At 58.6% G+C, this 17,167-nt stretch carries 14 protein-coding genes; 13 read left to right on the forward strand and 1 reads right to left on the reverse strand.

The features are described 5' to 3' along the window. The first annotated feature begins 272 nt into the window (after window positions 1–272). The 10 genes from JT51_RS12450 (at window position 273) to JT51_RS12495 (ending at window position 11,794) form a co-directional block, all read left to right on the forward strand. Window positions 273–692, forward strand: coding sequence for a hypothetical protein (locus JT51_RS12450; RefSeq protein WP_235216174.1), 420 nt, complete (start codon window positions 273–275; stop codon window positions 690–692). A 180-nt stretch (window positions 693–872) separates the two neighbouring features. Then, complete coding sequence (locus JT51_RS12455) at window positions 873–1,529, forward strand: metallophosphoesterase family protein (RefSeq protein ID WP_037312998.1); 657 nt, start codon at window positions 873–875, stop codon at window positions 1,527–1,529. A gap of 159 nt (window positions 1,530–1,688) precedes the next feature. Continuing rightward, window positions 1,689–3,137 carry a mannose-1-phosphate guanylyltransferase/mannose-6-phosphate isomerase gene (locus JT51_RS12460; protein WP_037313001.1) on the forward strand — a complete coding sequence of 483 codons (1,449 nt, stop codon included), beginning with the start codon at window positions 1,689–1,691 and terminating at the stop codon, window positions 3,135–3,137. A 175-nt stretch (window positions 3,138–3,312) separates the two neighbouring features. Further along, window positions 3,313–4,302, forward strand: coding sequence for a BMP family protein (locus JT51_RS12465; protein ID WP_037313004.1), 990 nt, complete (start codon window positions 3,313–3,315; stop codon window positions 4,300–4,302). A 39-nt stretch (window positions 4,303–4,341) separates the two neighbouring features. Further along, the gene (locus JT51_RS12470) at window positions 4,342–5,859 is read left to right on the forward strand and encodes an ABC transporter ATP-binding protein (protein ID WP_037313008.1); all 1,518 of its coding nucleotides are present in this window, start codon (window positions 4,342–4,344) and stop codon (window positions 5,857–5,859) included. Then, entirely contained in the window at window positions 5,859–6,929 is a 1,071-nt protein-coding gene (locus JT51_RS12475; RefSeq protein WP_419177311.1) for an ABC transporter permease, read from the forward strand. Before JT51_RS12470 ends, JT51_RS12475 begins: the two co-directional genes overlap by 1 nt. Next, window positions 6,929–7,870, forward strand: coding sequence for an ABC transporter permease (locus JT51_RS12480; protein WP_037314199.1), 942 nt, complete (start codon window positions 6,929–6,931; stop codon window positions 7,868–7,870). Before JT51_RS12475 ends, JT51_RS12480 begins: the two co-directional genes overlap by 1 nt. A 2-nt stretch (window positions 7,871–7,872) precedes the next feature. Next, on the forward strand, window positions 7,873–9,210 hold the full coding sequence (locus JT51_RS12485; RefSeq protein ID WP_081894682.1) for an amidohydrolase family protein: 1,338 nt from the start codon (window positions 7,873–7,875) through the stop codon (window positions 9,208–9,210). Window positions 9,211–9,639: 429 nt separating this feature from the next. After that, entirely contained in the window at window positions 9,640–10,671 is a 1,032-nt protein-coding gene (locus JT51_RS12490) for an NADP-dependent oxidoreductase (protein ID WP_037313013.1), read from the forward strand. A 304-nt stretch (window positions 10,672–10,975) separates the two neighbouring features. Then, window positions 10,976–11,794 carry a DUF2189 domain-containing protein gene (locus JT51_RS12495; RefSeq protein WP_037313017.1) on the forward strand — a complete coding sequence of 273 codons (819 nt, stop codon included), beginning with the start codon at window positions 10,976–10,978 and terminating at the stop codon, window positions 11,792–11,794. Between the two features lie 316 nt (window positions 11,795–12,110). Here the strand turns inward: JT51_RS12495 and JT51_RS12505 are convergent, their stop codons facing one another. Then, window positions 12,111–14,294, reverse strand: a complete 2,184-nt coding sequence (locus JT51_RS12505; protein ID WP_037313024.1) for an esterase-like activity of phytase family protein — start codon at window positions 14,292–14,294, stop codon at window positions 12,111–12,113. Between the two features lie 293 nt (window positions 14,295–14,587). Between JT51_RS12505 and JT51_RS12510 the strand changes: the two genes are divergently transcribed. Genes JT51_RS12510 through JT51_RS12520 form a run of 3 tightly spaced genes read left to right on the forward strand, consistent with a single transcriptional unit; the run spans window position 14,588 to window position 17,167 of the window. Beyond that, entirely contained in the window at window positions 14,588–15,667 is a 1,080-nt protein-coding gene (locus JT51_RS12510; protein ID WP_037313026.1) for a hypothetical protein, read from the forward strand. A gap of 14 nt (window positions 15,668–15,681) precedes the next feature. Continuing rightward, window positions 15,682–16,056: a hypothetical protein gene (locus JT51_RS12515; protein WP_152563345.1), complete on the forward strand. Its 375-nt coding sequence runs from the start codon at window positions 15,682–15,684 to the stop codon at window positions 16,054–16,056. Then, a complete protein-coding gene (locus JT51_RS12520; RefSeq protein WP_037313032.1) occupies window positions 16,049–17,167 on the forward strand; it encodes a hypothetical protein in 1,119 nt (372 codons plus the stop codon). Before JT51_RS12515 ends, JT51_RS12520 begins: the two co-directional genes overlap by 8 nt.

Here is a 17,167-nt window from a genome sequence, read left to right on the forward strand (position 1 = left end):
GTGGCTGACCATCGCAGAACGCGCGGTCTTTAGGACGGGTGCGAAAATTCCCCTAAAATCAAAGTTAAACTGTTGATTTAAGGCCAAGTTTCGACACAACCGCAGCACATGGGGCACCCTGTCGGCCGCTATCTGACTCTCAGTTCGTCAACGAAACCGGAGATCAGACGATGCTGACAGCTGCATCAGGCCTATGGGCGCCATTCCGAAAACCTTGTGTCAGACCAACACGCCACACGGCCCGTTTTCCGGCGTCACTTTGCGGGGTCGTAATGGCAATGGCTGCTGCGTTGCCCCCTTCGGACGTCGCCGCGCAACAGTCTTATGTTGTCGGCAGTGATCGCGGTGGGTTTCTGCATGATCGTCTGATCGAGCTTGAAAACCTTCGCCGCAATGGTGTGCAGGTCGAAATTCGCGGGCGTGTTTGTTACTCGACCTGCACCATGTTTCTGGGTCTGCCCAAAACCTGCGTGACCCCGGACACGGTTTTTGGATTTCACGGTCCGTCCCGCAGTGGTCGCCGGTTGGCGCAACGGGATTTCGATTACTTCAGCCAGGTCATGGCGGATTTCTATCCCGAGCCGTTGAAAACCTGGTTCATGCAGAAAGGTCGCAACCGGGTATTTGGCGTGCATAAAATTAAGGGCAGTGAGATTATTCGCATGGGCGTTCCGGCCTGCAGAACGGCCTGAGGGTGGGCTTGTCCCTGTCAGTTGAGATCGCTATCAGATGACGATCCATCGCGGCCGGACACACCAATTCAGGCCGCATCACGCCAAACAGGGGATCCGCACACCGTGCTGTCATCCTTTCTTCAAAGGTTCGCGCGGCGGACGCCTTTTGATGTTCCCACGCCTTCAGAACCTCTTTGCGTGATCGGCGACGTGCATGGTTGCATCGTGCAGTTGGAAAAGCTGTTGCACCAGGTGCCACAAGGGTTTCGGACAATTCTGGTGGGGGACTACATCGACCGGGGTGAACACAGCGCCGAGGTGCTGCAGCTTTTAAGCTCACACAATGATTTGACCTGTCTGATGGGCAATCACGAAGAGATGTTGTTGCAATTCTTGCGTGACCCCGAACGCCATGGCGCGCGGTGGGTCCGCTATGGGGGTTTGCAAACGCTTGCCTCATTTGGCATCCGCGGCGCGCGCCCCGAAATGGCCGGCACCGAATTGAAAGACGCGCGTGACAGGTTGCGGGATACGATGGGCGAGACCCTGTGTGTCTGGCTGAAGCAGCTGGGCCGATCAGAGATTTCCGGCAATGTTTTGGTTACCCATGCGGGGGCCGACCCCAATCTCTCGCCAGATCAGCAGCCGGACGAAACGCTGACCTGGGGACATCCGCAATTTCGAACAGCGGACAGAAAGGACGGGGCTTGGGTTGTGCATGGCCACACCATTGTCGACGTGGCGACAGCGCGTCGGGGGCGGATTTCGATCGACACTGGCGCTTATGCGACAGGAACGTTAAGCGCGGTTTGTCTGACCGGGGCAGAACCCACATTTCTGACGGCACGGGTCTAAGTTTTTACGCGGTTGACGCCTTTGATCACCCGTCAGCGGCATACCGCGCACAACCTCAGGACTAATCACTCTTTTTTCGGGTTGAAATCCCCTCACCCTTGTCAGGACCAGCACCATTCAATAAGACAAGGGCAAAACAGACTATTAATAGAGATTTTTATGTTGATAACACCTGTCCTGCTATGCGGAGGGTCCGGAACACGACTGTGGCCCCTGTCGCGTAAAAGCTATCCCAAGCAATTTGTTCCGCTTGTTGGTGACGAGACATTGTTCCAGGCGTCGGCGCTGCGGCTTTCGGGCGTAGGGTCAGGCTTGGAATTTGCCTCGCCCATGGTTGTGACCAACACGGATTTCCGCTTTATCGTCGCCGAACAGCTGGTGGCAATCGGAATAGACCCCGGAACGATTTTGATCGAACCCGAAGGGCGCAATACGGCACCTGCCATCCTGGCCGCGGCGCTGCACGCGTTTAGCGCAGATCAGGATGCGGTTTTGCTGGTCGCGCCGTCGGATCACGTTGTGCCGGATGCGGATGCGTTCCGCGCAGCGGTCGTGCGTGGGCTGGATGCCCTTAAGCAGGGGAAGCTTGTCACATTCGGGATCACGCCGACACATGCGGAAACGGCATACGGGTATCTTGAACTGGCAGAGACGCCGGACAATTCCGGTGCTCCGGTTCCATTGAAGCAGTTTGTCGAAAAACCCGATGCACAGCGCGCGGCCGAGATGCTGGCGGCCGGGAATTTCAAATGGAACGCCGGGATTTTTCTGTTCCGCGCCTCAGATATTCTGGCAGCCTACCGGACACATGCGCCCGAATTGCTTGCCCCTGTCGAAGCCGCGCTTGCCACCGCCACGCCGGATCTTGGCTTTTTGCGGTTGGACCCTGAACCCTGGGCGCAGGCCGATGATATTTCCATCGACTATGCGGTTATGGAAAAATCTTCCAACCTTTCGGTTGTGCCGTTTGATGCGGCCTGGTCAGACCTTGGTGGTTGGGATGCGGTCTGGCGCGAGACCGGGCCAGATGAAAACGGGGTTGTCACCAGCGGCGACGCCACGGCCATCGAATGCCAGAACTCGTTGCTGCGGTCAGACAGTGACCAGTTAGAGCTTGTGGGGATCGGGCTGGAAAACATCATTGCCGTGGCAATGAACGACGCCGTTCTGGTTGCGGATGCGTCCCGGGCACAGGATGTGAAAAAGGCGGTCGTGGCCCTAAAGGAAAAAGGTGCGCCACAGGCCACGACATTCCCCAAGGATCACCGCCCTTGGGGTTGGTTCGAAAGCCTTGTGGTCGGCAACCGGTTCCAGGTGAAACGAATCATGGTTCACCCCGGCGCATCATTGAGCCTGCAAAGCCATTTCCACAGGTCCGAGCATTGGATCGTGGTCGAAGGCACCGCGCGGGTGACCATTGATGATGACGTGAAACTGGTGACAGAAAATCAATCGGTTTACATCCCCTTGGGTGCGGTGCACCGGATGGAGAACCCGGGCAAGGTGCCGATGGTTCTGATCGAAGTGCAAACCGGAGCTTATGTGGGCGAAGACGATATCGTCCGCTACGAAGACAAATATGCCCGCGGGCAGGGTGCCAAGGGCTGACCTGTGAAGGGGTCAGCCATTTATGCGATGGCTGGCCCTGATTTTCAGTGCCGAATAAGGCGCGAGCCGCCGCCATTTCAGGGAACCCTGCGCGTTGCCGGATTGGCGCGTGGCGCTCGAAAAAATTGACTAAACAGTAAAATAATGTTGGCATCCTCTGAAACAGGAGGAAAAAATGGCCAATTTCAACGTGACGCGAAGGGTAATGCTTGCTGCGGTCGCAGCGGCGTCCACCCTGTTTTCAGCCGGTGTGGCGGCTGCCGAAACCGTGAAAGTGGCGGCGATTTACACGCTGCCCGTCGAACAGCAATGGATCAGCCGCATTCACCAGGCGCTGAACACCGCGGCCGAACGCGGCGACATTGAATATGTCTTCTCTGAAAACGTCGCCAACACGGATTATGAGCGCGTGATGCGCGAATATGCCGAACAGGGCGCACAGCTAGTCGTGGGTGAGGTGTTTGGTTTGGAGCGCGCCGCGCGCAAGGTAGCGAAGGATTATCCCGACACCGCCTTTCTGATGGGGTCGTCTTTTGGGCCGGTCGGACCCAATTTCTCGGTCTTTGACAACTGGATTCACGAACCTTCGTATCTGAGCGGCATGGTGGCTGGCGCGGCGACTGAATCGAATGTGATCGGTATGGTCGGCGGCTATGCCATCCCCGAGGTCAACCGCCTGATGAACGCCTTCATGGATGGCGCGCGCGAGGTGAACCCGGATGTTACCTTCCTGGTGACCTTTATCGACAGCTGGTACGACCCGCCCAAAGCCAAGGAAAGCGCCATCGCCATGATGGATGCAGGTGCTGACATCATGTACGCGGAACGCTTTGGCGTCTCGGATGCGGCGGTTGAACGTGGGGTGAAGGCTGTGGGCAATGTCATCGACACCTCGGGCGATTACCCCGGTACAATCATGGCCTCGGCCCTGTGGCATATGGAGCCGACCATCGACAAGGCCATCGCCAACGTCGCGAACGGATCATTCGAGGCTGCGGATTATGGCCAATACAGTTTCATGGGATATGGCGGCGGTTCGCTGGTTCTGGACGAAGCACTGGTTCCCGCCGACATGCTTGAGGCGGTGAATGCCCGCCAGGCCGAGATTCTGGATGGCCTGTATCGTGTCAACGTGAACGATGATCGCCCGGTTTCAGACAATTGATGGCAACAGGGTCGGCCGCTGCGCCGACCCGCTTTCACAATGACGGATTCAACAGTTCTCAAGCTCAACGGGCTAAGCAAGCAGTTCGGCCCGGTTGTTGCCAATGACGACGTCAGCCTGACCCTGAACCGGGGCGAGGTGCTGGCGCTTTTGGGCGAAAACGGCGCGGGCAAGACCACGCTGATGAACATGCTGTTCGGGCATTACCTGCCCGATTCCGGCACGATCGAGGTCGCGGATACAGCGGGTCAATTGCAGCCGCTGCCGCTGGGCCATCCGCAACTGGCGCTGGCGGCGGGCGTGGGTATGGTGCATCAGCATTTCACGCTGGCCGAGAACATCTCGGCACTGGATAACATCACGCTGGGGTCCGAACCACTGTTTTCCCTGCGTCGCAACCGGCGCGCGGCGCGGCGCAGGGTCGAAGAGATCATCGCCCAAAGTGGGCTGAACGCGCCGCTGGATACGCCTGTGGGGCGGTTGTCAGTGGGCGAAAGGCAGCGGGTCGAGATCCTCAAGGCGCTGTATCGGCAGGCGCGGATACTGGTTTTGGATGAACCCACCGCCGTTTTGACCCCGCAAGAGGCCGACACCCTGTTCGAAAACATCCGCATGATGACGAATGACGGGCTGTCGGTGATTTTCATCAGCCACAAATTGCGTGAAGTTCTGGCGTTTTCCGACCGAATCGCAGTGCTGCGCCATGGACGCAAGGTTGGCGAAATGGCAACGTCCGAGGCTGATGAGACATCCATTGCCCGAATGATGGTCGGGGCGGAAACGCCGGAACTTGCCAGTGCGGCGATGACCCCGGGCGCGCCGGTACTGACCATGTCCGATGTGTCGGTGGCGGGCCGGTCCAAGCGCGATACGCTCAACGGCGTCAATCTGACCGTACATGCGCATGAAATCCTTGGGATTGCCGGGGTTTCAGGCAACGGACAAAGCGGGTTGGCCGATGTGATCTCGGGTCTGGCGCATCCTGAACAGGGTCTAATCAAGGTAAATGAGGTGGAAATTGACACCCTCAGCCCGGCTGCCATGGTGCAGGCGGGCGTGGGCCGCATTCCCGAAGATCGCCACCGCGAAGGTATCGTCGGCGCGATGAGCGTAGCCGAGAATATGATCATCGAACGTCTGGATGACGGTGGCGTGCAGTCGCGCGGCCTGCTGCGGCGCGAGGCGATGCAAGCCAACGCCGAACGTCTGGCCCAAGCCTATGATGTGCGCGGGCCAGGCGTGAATGCCCCGGCGCGGCTGCTGTCGGGGGGCAATATCCAGAAACTCATCCTCGCGCGCGTGTTTGACCGCGCGCCGCAGCTGATCCTGGCCAATCAGCCCACCCGTGGTCTGGATATGGGGGCCGCAGCCGAGGTCGGGCGACGATTGCTTGAGGCGCGCGAACGCGGTGCAGGAGTGGTGCTGGTCTCGGAAGATCTGGACGAAATTCTGGGTCTTGCCGACCGGATCATGGTGATCCGCGACGGCGAATTGCACCAGACCCCCGGCCGTGACCGCGAACAGATTGGCCTGATGATGGCAGGAGAACCGGCATGATCCGCATAGAACCGCGTCAGACCCAATCGCGGGCCTTTACGCTGGGCGTTCCCATCCTGTCCGCCGTGATCGCGCTGGCCTTTGCGGCGATCCCCCTGCTGGCCGCCGGGGCCAATCCAATCGCAGCCTACGCCGAGATGTATCGTGGGGTGTTCGGCTCAGTCTTTGCCTTTTCCGAAGTGCTGACCCGCGCCACGCCGCTGATCTTTACCGGCCTGGCCGCCGCTTTGGCGTTCCGCGCCAAACTGTGGAACATCGGGGCCGAAGGGCAGCTGTATCTGGGTGCAATGGCCGCCGTTGCCATCGGATCGGGGGTGTTGGATGTGTCCGGTATCCTGCTGTTACCGCTGATCGTGGTGCTGGGCGCAGCGGCAGGCGCGGCGGGGATGGTTGCGCCGACATATCTAAAAACACGGTTTGGCGCGGATGAGGTGGTCACCACCTTGCTGCTGAATTTCATCATTCTGATCTTTGTGCAGATGATGCTGGAAGGCCCGTTACAGGACCCGATGAGCCTGGGTTGGCCACAATCGGCACCCGTTTTGGAGCAGGGAATGCTGCCGCCCTTGTTGGAGCGGATGCGGGTCCATTCCGGGTTGATTCTGGCTCTGATACTGGCCGGGATGGCCCAATTCATGCTGGCGCGTTCGGTTTGGGGGTTCCGGTTGCGGGCCGTTGGGGAAAACGCTGCCGCCGCGCGCCATGCGGGGATCAACGTGAAACGCTCGTTGTATGGTGTGGCCATCTTGTCGGGTGGTCTGGCCGGTTTGGCCGGGGTCAGCGAGGTGGCGGGCCTCAAAGGGTATCTGACCGCCGACCTGTCGCCCGGCTTTGGCTATACCGGTATCGTCGTGGCGATGCTGGCGGGCCTGTCGCCGGTGGGCGTCGTGATTGCGGCTTTGTTCATCGCCTCGGTCTTTGTCGGGGCCGACAGCATGAGCCGCGCCATGGGGGTGTCGTCCTTTCTGGCGGACCTCGTGGTTTCAATGTCGTTACTGTGCGTTCTGGTTGGCGGGTTCGTGGCACGTTATCGGATCGTCCGGGCCAGCACCGCGAGGGCAGCGTCATGATGGATATCCTCAATATCCTGTTGTCCGAGAGCTTTTGGGCCGCCTCGCTGCGCATCGCGACGCCGCTGATCTTTGGCGTGCTGGGTGCGCTGATCTGTGAACGTGCCGGCGTGCTGAACCTTGGGATTGAGGGCATCTTTGTCGTCGGCGCCATGTGCGGATGGATGGCCGTCTGGCTGGGCGCTGGCCTGTGGGGTGGAGTGTTGGTCGCCGCGCTTGCAGGCGCATTCTTTGGCCTGCTGCACGCCATCCTGACCGTTCCGTTGGGACTGTCGCAGCATGTTTCGGGGTTGGGGATTACGCTGTTTGCCACCTCGGTCAGCTATTACACCTATCGCACCGCGCTGCCGAATGTATCTTCGCCGCCCAGGATTGAGCCGTTCCAGCCGCTGGACCTGCCGATCCTGTCTGATTTACCCTTTTTAGGGTCTGTTTTATTCCAGCAAACCGCGCTGACATGGCTGGCGCTGCTGCTGGTGGCGGTGGTCTGGTACGTGATGAACCGCACGGCGCTGGGTGTGGCGATTCAGGCGGTGGGCGACAACCCCGACAGCGTTGATGCACAGGGGCTGTCAGTCTATGCGTTGCGGATGGGCGCGGTCGCTGTCGGGTCTGCCCTGATGGCACTGGGCGGGGCCTTCCTGACCATGAGCGCCTTTGACGCCTTTTTCTTCGGCATGGTCAACGGACGTGGCTGGGTATGCATCGCTCTGGTGATCTTTGCCAGTTGGCGACCGGGCAAGGCGCTGCTGGGCGCGTTGCTGTTCGGCGCATTCGATGCGTTGCAGGTGCGGCTACAGACTGAGATCGGCGCGCTTGTTCCCGGTCAGGTGTTCCTGATGGCACCTTATATCCTGTCGATCATCGCGCTTGTGATCGCCGCACGCTCGGCGGATTATCCGCGTGCATTGCTTACCCCCTGGTTCAAAGGCCAACGATAATCATGTTCGATCTGCTCATCAAAAACGCCACCCTGACCGACGGACAGACCGGTGTGGATATCGCCTGCAAGGACGGCAAGATCGCTGCGGTCGAGGCCGGGATCACCGCCGAAGCGGCTGAGGTGATCGACGCCGGAGGTCAGCTGGTCTCACCCCCTTTTGTCGATCCGCATTTTCATATGGATGCAACCCTGTCGCTGGGCACGCCACGCATGAATGTCTCGGGCACCTTGCTTGAAGGCATCGCGCTGTGGGGCGAGCTGAAGCCGATCCAGACGGTTGATGACATCGTCGCCCGCGCTCTGCGGTACTGTGAGCTGGCCGTAGCCAAGGGGATCGGCGCGATCCGCAGCCATGTGGACACCTGCGATGATGAATTGAAGGGTGTGCAAGCCCTGTTGCAGGTCCGCGCGCAGGTAAAAGACTATCTGGACCTGCAATTGGTGGCCTTTCCGCAGGACGGGGTTCTGCGCGATCCTACCGCGATGCAAAACACCATCCGCGCGCTGGATATGGGGGTGGATGTCGTGGGTGGCATTCCGCATTTCGAACGCACCATGGCCGAAGGCGCGGAATCCGTGCGTCTGCTGTGTGAAATCGCAGCCAAGCGGGGCCTGATGGTCGACATGCATTGCGACGAAAGCGACGATCCCCAAAGCCGCCATATCGAAACGCTGGCCTGCGAAACCCAACGTTTGGGTCTGAATGGTCGGGTGGCGGGCTCGCATCTGACGTCGATGCATTCGATGGACAACTACTATGTCTCCAAGCTGATCCCGCTGATGGTCGAGGCCGGGGTGCATGCGATCCCGAACCCGTTGATCAACATCATGCTTCAGGGCCGCCATGATAGCTATCCCAAGCGCCGCGGCCAGACCCGCGTGCGCGAGTTGCGCGATGCCGGGATTACTGTGGGCTTCGGGTCGGATTGCGTGATGGACCCGTGGTATTCGCTGGGCAAGGCCGACATGCTGGATGTGGCCTTCATGGGCCTGCATGTGGGGCAATTGTCCAGCCGCGCCGATATGGCGTGGTGTTTCGATGCGGTCACGGAAAATTCGGCGCGGATCATGGGGTTGCAGGGCTATGGCGTGGCCAAAGGGTGCGCGGCAAATTTCGTGCTGTTGCAGGCCACCGACCCGATCGAGGCGATCCGGCTACGCGCCCATCGTTTGGCTGTGGTGCGCAAGGGGCGCGTTATTGCGCGGTCGAATCCGGTGATCCACGAGGTGAACCTGGGTGCTGGCCAAAAGCCGCTGGACGAAGCGCGGGTGCCCTTTGTGTCCGAGGGCCCGGACCCGGTGATTTCTGGTGGAATTCGTGATTCACGGTTCGAATGACGGGTGGTAAACGTGTCTGGTCTTTTCAGGTTGACCAGCGCGCAGATGGCACGTCTTGAACCCTCCTCTCCAAGCCCCACGGCAAACCTCGTGCCAATGTCAGGCGTGTTCCGAGGAGGATTACCGTCGTAAATCGCAATGGCTGACGTTGACAGGATGGATCGAAGAAATCTGTTGTGGTGCTGCCACAAAGATCAAAACCGAGCTATGTGGATTGCGCGATCAGCACGTACCCCAGGGCCGCTATCTCTCGTTTTTTGGCAGTATCGCATGAGGAGAACCTCATCGCAGCATTTATAGTTGTTATGCTACCGCGACGTGTATGGAGCGGCCATCGAGAGGCAGCTTCCGAACCCGTTGGCATTGTCTTGTTGCACTCCAGCCAAATACGGTCTCTGCTGCAAGAGAACCGCATTTTAAGAGGTCACAATGCCCCAAACATCCGACACCAATCGTCGTATTGTTCTTGCCGAACGCCCAAACGGACAGCCGGACGAAAATACGCTGCGCCTTGAAACCACGAGCGTTCCTGACCCTGGGCCAGCACAGATGCTGGTACGCACGGTGTATCTGTCGCTGGATCCTTATATGCGCGGCCGAATGAATGATGCAAAATCCTATGCCGAACCCGTTTCGATTGACGGGGTTATGACGGGTCAGGTCGTGGGGCAGGTGGTCAAATCCAACATCGAAGGGTACGAAGCCGGAGACTATGTGCTCAACACAAGCGGGTGGCAGGACTTTGCGGTCTCAGATGGAACGCAGGTCGTCAAGTTGGGGAAATCCCCGGAAAACCCATCTTGGTCGCTCGGAATTCTCGGAATGCCGGGCTACACGGCTTATGCGGGGCTTTTGAAGATCGGGGAACCCAAGGCGGGTGAAACCGTTGTTGTGGCCGCCGCGGCCGGTCCGGTTGGCGCGACAGTCGGTCAGATCGCAAAGCTAAAAGGATGTCGCGTGGTGGGCATCGCAGGCGGTCCTGAAAAATGTGCACATGTCGTCGAAAACCTTGGGTTTGATGCGTGTTTGGACCACCGGTCTGGCGATCTGGCGGCGCAATTGCGCGAGGCTTGCCCAGATGGAATTGACGTGTATTTTGAAAACGTTGGCGGCAAAGTTCTCTATGCCGTATTGCCGCTGTTGAATCCGTTTGCACGGGTGCCCGTCTGCGGAATTGTATCCTGGTACAACCTGCCCGGCCTACCGGACGGCCCGGATATGGGCCCTGCGATCATAGGTACGATCCTGCGGATGAAAGTCAGAATGCAGGGTTTCATAATTTACGACAACTTCGGTGCCGACGTGTATCAGGAGTTTGTCCGCGATATGACGGCCTGGCTCGACAACGGTTCAATAACCTACAAGGAACATGTGGTTGAGGGGCTGGAGAATGCTCCGGAAGCATTCAATCAGCTGCTGGTTGGCGGAAATTTTGGAAAAATGGTTGTCAAAGTTGGTTAACCGAACACGCGGCGTGACATGGTAACGCTCTTTGGATGGGTCCATCGTTAGCGTTGGGCCCAAAGTTGCCAGTCAGCGAATACCTCTGTTGCTTGGACAAGACCTGCAAGTCCGGGCCTTCGGTGCGACAGCGAAATCTTGAGTTGGCCGAACTTACAATTTGCGAGACGTGGCTGCCCTACCTCTGCCTTGCCCTTAAGCCTCACCTGATGCACCTTATATGCGAAGGAGGGATGTCCGTTTCACGGCTGGTTCTGTTGGCAAACGGATCAGCGCGGTGCCATGTTTGGGGAAGGAGTGTGTCATGACATCCAAGACCAAAGGCTCCACACCACCGGACAATCCGAGGCCGCAGCAGCAGGCCATGCCCAAGGTCAACAAGGTGACTGCGGGTGATATAATCGCGTCACTGAAGGCCGGGTTTTCCGACTTTCTGGCTCGCCCCATCATGAGCGGCTTCTTCGGCCTTTTCTATGCGGTTTTCGGAATCCTATTTGTCTGGAGCCTGGTCTGGCTCGGCAAGATCTGGATGATCATTCCCGCCATTGTAGGCTTTCCGCTGGTCGCGCCTTTTGCTGCAGCCGGGCTTTATGAGATGTCCCGCCAATTGCAGAAGGGAGAGAGTTTCGGCTGGTCTGAAATCCTCACCGTCATGGCAAATCAACGCAAGCGCGAAATGGGCTGGATGGCCTTTGTCACCCTGTTCATTTTCTGGGTTTGGATTTACCAGGTTCGGCTTTGGTTGGCGATCATCCTGCAGAACGCCTCCTTCTCGGATTTTGACGGTTTTTTGAACACTGTATTCTTCACACCTCAGGGCTGGACCTTCCTTGCTGTTGGCACCTGCGTCGGCGCGTTTCTGTCAGCTGCCCTGTTCTCGGTGACCGTCGTCGCCATGCCCATGTTGCTGGATCGGGAAACCAACTTTGTCTCCGCCATGTTAACGTCCATTCGCGTCGTCACGGAAAGTCCGGTGGTCATGCTCACCTGGGCTGCGATCATCTCGGTCACCATGCTGCTGTCACTGGTGTCGGCGTTCCTGGGCCTGATCTTCACCCTGCCGATCCTTGGTCACACCTCGTGGCATCTCTATCAGCGGGCCGTGTCGCCAGCGGAGGGGTGATCTATCAAGTCATCGGAAACGGCTGATTTTGTTGAAAAACTCAGTTTTTGGCGCAAGTTGGTGATTTTTTTTGCAGCACAGGGCGGGTCGCCGTTTTTGGCGAGGCGGTCGGCCAATTCCAACCTCCGGCCCCGCAGCGCCGTCTCATAGTCTGTGAACCACAATCTGGCGTGACTTTCGCGGGCCATGCGATTTCTGCGGAAAATCACACTTTCACATTTTGGAGTTTTTCAACACAATCGGCTCCAAGCCGAACTTCAAAGCAAAAAGCCCCACGCTTGTTTTGCGCGGGGCTTATCTTTTGCAGGGGTGAACCTCAGTTCCCGGCCGTCACCGATCCGATTGACCAGAACATCGTCTCGCCCGAGGCATCGTCGACGCCGTCATTGTCGGTCATCACAAAGGCCTCGCCCGTGGGCAGGATCGCCAGGCCCTCGATCTTGTCCAGAACATAACCGCCGGTCGATGTCAGGTCAGGCAGCAGGTCGCGGACCAGCTGTTTGCTGACCACGGGCAGGTCGCCGCCCAGCGGGGCCGGGGTCATTTCCGACAGCGGGATGCGATAGACCTTTTTGGTCACGGCACGGTGGTCGTGCTGGTTGTCGCGTTCGATGACATAGACATGGTCGCCAAAGGCCACGATTTCCGACAGGCCAACCCAGCCGGTGTCAGGGTCTGCCTTGGGATAGTGCACGGCACCCCATTCCTTGGTCTCAAGGTTATAGGACACCAGTTTCACGTGGTTCTTCGGATCGTCCATCCATTCGCGCTGAACCGCCATCCACAAGGTATCGCCGACGCGGGTGATACCCTCGAACCCAAAGCGTTTCTCAACCGCCATCAGTTCCGGCGGCAGGCCGATCTCACCCTTGCGGTCCTTGATCTTGCCGTCGGCGGACACGTGATAGATCGCGTGCGGAATGACCCGGTCGGTGCGGCCTTCGGAGGCGACGTAGAACCCGCCTTTACCGTCCAGCGTGATGCCTTCCAGATCCAGCTTTTGCGCCGGGTTGCCGTCCTGGCGATGAATGCGGATCACGTCCACGATGCGCGCCGGGGTCTGGCTGGGGTCGATCTTGAAGATCGACGGCTGGAAGCCATAGAAGCTGTCGTTGACCGCATAGATCATGCCGTCTTCATCCGCCACCAGACCAGAGAGCGCGCCCCAGCCGATCAGCTCATCCGCGCCCTCGGACGTCAGATGCGGATAGGCGGCGGGGGCGTCTTGATATTCATAGATCATCACATGGGCGCGCGGGCCGCCGTCTTCGATCAGATCCTTTTCATTGGCCGAAACCAGCAGGTTGCGATCAGGGATTGCAACATAACCTTCGGGACCAACGCCCGAGGGCAGCAGCTGCTTGAGCACCGGATTGGCCGGATCGGTGGCGTCATAGACACCAACGATTGACGCCCGCTCGGCCCCGACAAAGATCATCGGTGTGTCGCCGAAGGTGGCGGCGGTCACGCTTTCAGGCTCGACCCCTTTGCTGTCAGAGCGCTTGTCGGGGTAGTGGCCGATCTGGATGATCGCTTTTTCGAAATCCGTGCCGTTTTCATAAACAACGGTGCCGTCCTTGTGGAAGATCGTCCAACCGCGCGACCCGCCCTGATAGTCGCCTTCGTTGGCGGTGGCGAAGTGATCATCGTCGATCCATTTGACCGCGTCAGGCTCGCGCAAGCGGCCCATTTGGTTTTCGGTAAAGATCAGCGCGCCGCGCTCATCGGTGGCGTCGATGCCGTCCAGATCCACGCTGCCAGCCGGGAAATGACTGATCACCGTGCCATGCTTGTCGACCACGGCGATATGGTTGTTTTCCTGCAGGGTGATGACGGTTTCACCCAGCGCGTTGATGTCCACGAATTCCGGTTCGGGGTCAGTTGGGGCAACCTCGGCCAGGCCGGTCAGGCCGACCATCTTCATGCCCGCGCATTCCAGCGCGCCGTTTTTCAGCGGCACCAGCGCCAGCGAGCCGGCAGGCAGTTGCGGGATGAGGCCGTCATTCAGGTCTTCGTCGCGCTCATTCTCGATGGCGACGGCGACAAAGCTGCCGTCGGGGGCCACCGCGACGCTGTCGGGCTGACCGCCCAGATCGCAGGCACCGGTTTCCGCCTTGCCCGCGACGTCAACCGAGATCAGCTTGCCCGACGGGGCGGTGTAGCTATCCGATGTATTCACGCCCACAAAGGCCGTCGTGCCGATGATCCCAACGGAGGTCGGTTCACCGCCAACCTCCATCACGCCCAGCGGGGCCGGGTTGGCGGGGTCGGTGATGTCGATCATGCCAACCGCACCCAGCGGGCTGTCGGTATAGACCAGCGTCATGCCATCCGCAGTTGCCGCAATGATCTCGGGCGAGGTTTCGCGACTTGTATCCGCCCCTTCGGCCATGTTTTTGACGACGGGGAAGGATGCAATTCGGTTGAAATTCTTCTCTGCTATGGCCTGACCGGCGGTCAGGGCAAGGGCAGAGGTCAGGCAGGCAAGGCGCAATGACATCGGTGGGTATCCTCTCTCACTTTGGATGCGAGGGGGATGGACGCAATACATTGCGGCGATGTGACGGTTTTGTTTCGGTTGTATGACAAGATCGGGTCGCGGTACGGATCGGCAATTCCGATAAGTGGCGATTGAAACAGCCCTGCATTTTTCAACCCGTGGCCGTGGTATTGCGCCTTTCTTTTAAGGCCCGAGTTTGTCACAGTTTGCGGGAAACAGGGCCTGAGGGGGATGTAAATCATTGTTACATTCCCTATCTTGCTAAGTAATTAAAGAAAAAGGGGATAGATGAGATGTCGAACCAGCAATTTGACGCCTTGATTGAAGAGACGCAGCAAAAAGTGCGTGAAAGCCAGTCGCAGATTGCAGGGCTGACATCGCGAATTGACGCCGCGCGGGCCAAGATCGGCACCGCCGAGGCGGATATCGACATCGAAAACGCCACGCTTGAGGATGTGCACGCCCATACCGAGGTGATGAATGCCAATATCGCCGAGCTGATCATGGGGCTGGATGACGTCACCAGCGCGTTCTCCAAGGATTTTGACGAGATGCGCTCGAAATCCGGGTGGGAGGCGTTTGTCGGCATCTTCTCGAAAGGCAAATCTGAATCGATGCGGCAGGAGCGGATGCGCACCGCCAATATCGACGACAAGCTGCAAGACCTGATCGCCAAATCCGACGTGATCGTGCAACTGCTGCAAGGGCAGTTATCGGTGTTGGAAGAACAGCGGGTCAAAGTTGAGGACAACCTGACCGTCACGCTGGACGACCGCGAGGCGACGGTGGCCGAGTTGGAGGCCCTGCGCGCCGAGATTCAGGGCATGGACCCCGCGATCATCACGTTGGAGAACAAGATCAGCGTCGAACAGGACGCCGCCGCGCGCACCCAGCTGGAGACCGAATTGGCCGAGTTGAACAAGCAATACAACGCCAAGGTTCAGGAAGAGCAGGTCAAGCTGGCCAAATCGCAGACGCTGGAGCGCTATATCGAAAAGGGCAAGACCTGGGTCGACTCCCTACAGAACCAGGCCGCGACGCAGATGGTGCTGATCAACAAGCTGCAAACAGACACCCAGCAGCGCGTGGTGTTGTATGACGCCCTGACCAAATCGCTGAAAACAGCACAGCAGCAGGACGTGGCCCACCGCATCAACGAGATCGGCGTGCAGACCGACCAAGAGGCGCAGACCGCCATGGCCTCCATCGGTACCGCGACCAACCAGAAAATGGCCGACATGCTTGAGGCGCACGAAGACCACATGGTCTTTGCCCGCGACGTGCTGGAGAAAAAGGCCAAGGCAGATGAACGCTTTGCGCGGCGGTTTGCCTCGATTGTCGAGAAGCATGATAAGAATTTGTATGGTGGGTGATGTATAACCCTAGAATGAGAGCTTGCCTGGCGTTCGGACTATTTTTCTTTGCGCTGACGGCACTAATTTTTTCGGTACCAACTTATTTTTCGGAGTCGGTGAAAGTAGAATACAACAACGGTTTCACTGGGGAGTCTGGAGAATACACAGCTCCAGGTTCGCAACTTGTTGCGATGCTTGTCGCTTTTCCTGTTGTTTTTGGCCTATTTGGAGCGTTTTTTGGTTGGCAAGCGCGTAAGCAGCGCCAGTTAACCCTTTTGGCCGCTTCCAACCCAGTAGCACCGATATACTTGAAGAAAAAAATCAAAACGCGGTTCTTAGACCGAACTCTTTACCGATTGAACCTAGACGGAACCGATATGCAGGTCGCTGGGATCAAAAATGACTGACCCCACCCAAGACCATGTCGGCCTGACTGATACCTTCGCCTCGCGTCGCTATTTTCGTAAATTCGAGGTGATCACCGTCCACCTCCTGCGCGTGGCTGCAACGATGGAGGCGGAGGGCGCGATCTCGAAACAAGAGGTGCGGATCGTGTCGCGTTACCTCTCGGGGCTGCTCTACACTTTCCGCGCGCTGTCCATGAAATACCTGCTGGTCGGGCGCAATACGGGGCGGTTCTTTGGCAGCCTCGCCATGGACAAGCGCGACAGCGGGTTTCCCGTGGCGGCCGAGTTGCTGACAATGGCCAACGACGCGCAGCAGGCGCAGGTGCATCTGGCCAATATGCCGTCCGAGGATGAACTGAAAACCGATATGGTCCGTACCATCATCAGCGACCGGGAAATCCCCACCAAGCTGCAATTCGCGCTGTCTCAAAGGCTCTATTACGAGGAATTGCTGAAAGGTCAGCTGTTCTGGGCCCGCAACGATCCCGAATGTCACTGGATCGGCAACGAAGGCGAACGGCGCAAATTTCTGATCCACTGGGCGGTCTATGACAGCCAGATCAACCTGCCGGTCATCTACCTGTTGCAGCTTGAGGACAGCGGCAAAACCGCCCTGCCCAAAGACCAACGCCGCTGGCCCGAGGTTCAGGCGCATCTGATGGCGCAGGCGCTGGGCGGGTTGAAACTGGTGACCATCGCCAAAGGCTTCGATCAGGATTTCGACGATCTGCACCCGAAACATCTGCGCCGCATCCATGTGGGGCCGATGTATTCCTCGGCCTATACCGAACAGTCCGGTCCCTTGCGGCAAGTGTTGGAGGACGCGCAGGCGCCCGAAGGCCAAGACTGGGCGCTGGCCTGGACCACCGAAGAGCTAGAAAGCGAAGAGGTGATCGAAGAACGCGCTGGGTGGTTTTCCACCGTCGAGCGCGAGATTTTCGCGCTGGACCCGTTCGGAGGGCAGGGGGCCGAAACCGGGGCCACGCGCACCCAGCGATCGATCATCTTGCCGCAGCGCCCGTTTCAGGTACTGGCCGAACGTAACCCGCCGGGTTTTGGCGATGTGCGCAAGTTCGTCGTCAGCAAGGCCGGGCAGGTCTTGAGATATTGA

Source organism: Ruegeria halocynthiae (assembly GCF_000743705.1).
Lineage (GTDB): Bacteria > Pseudomonadota > Alphaproteobacteria > Rhodobacterales > Rhodobacteraceae > Ruegeria > Ruegeria halocynthiae_B.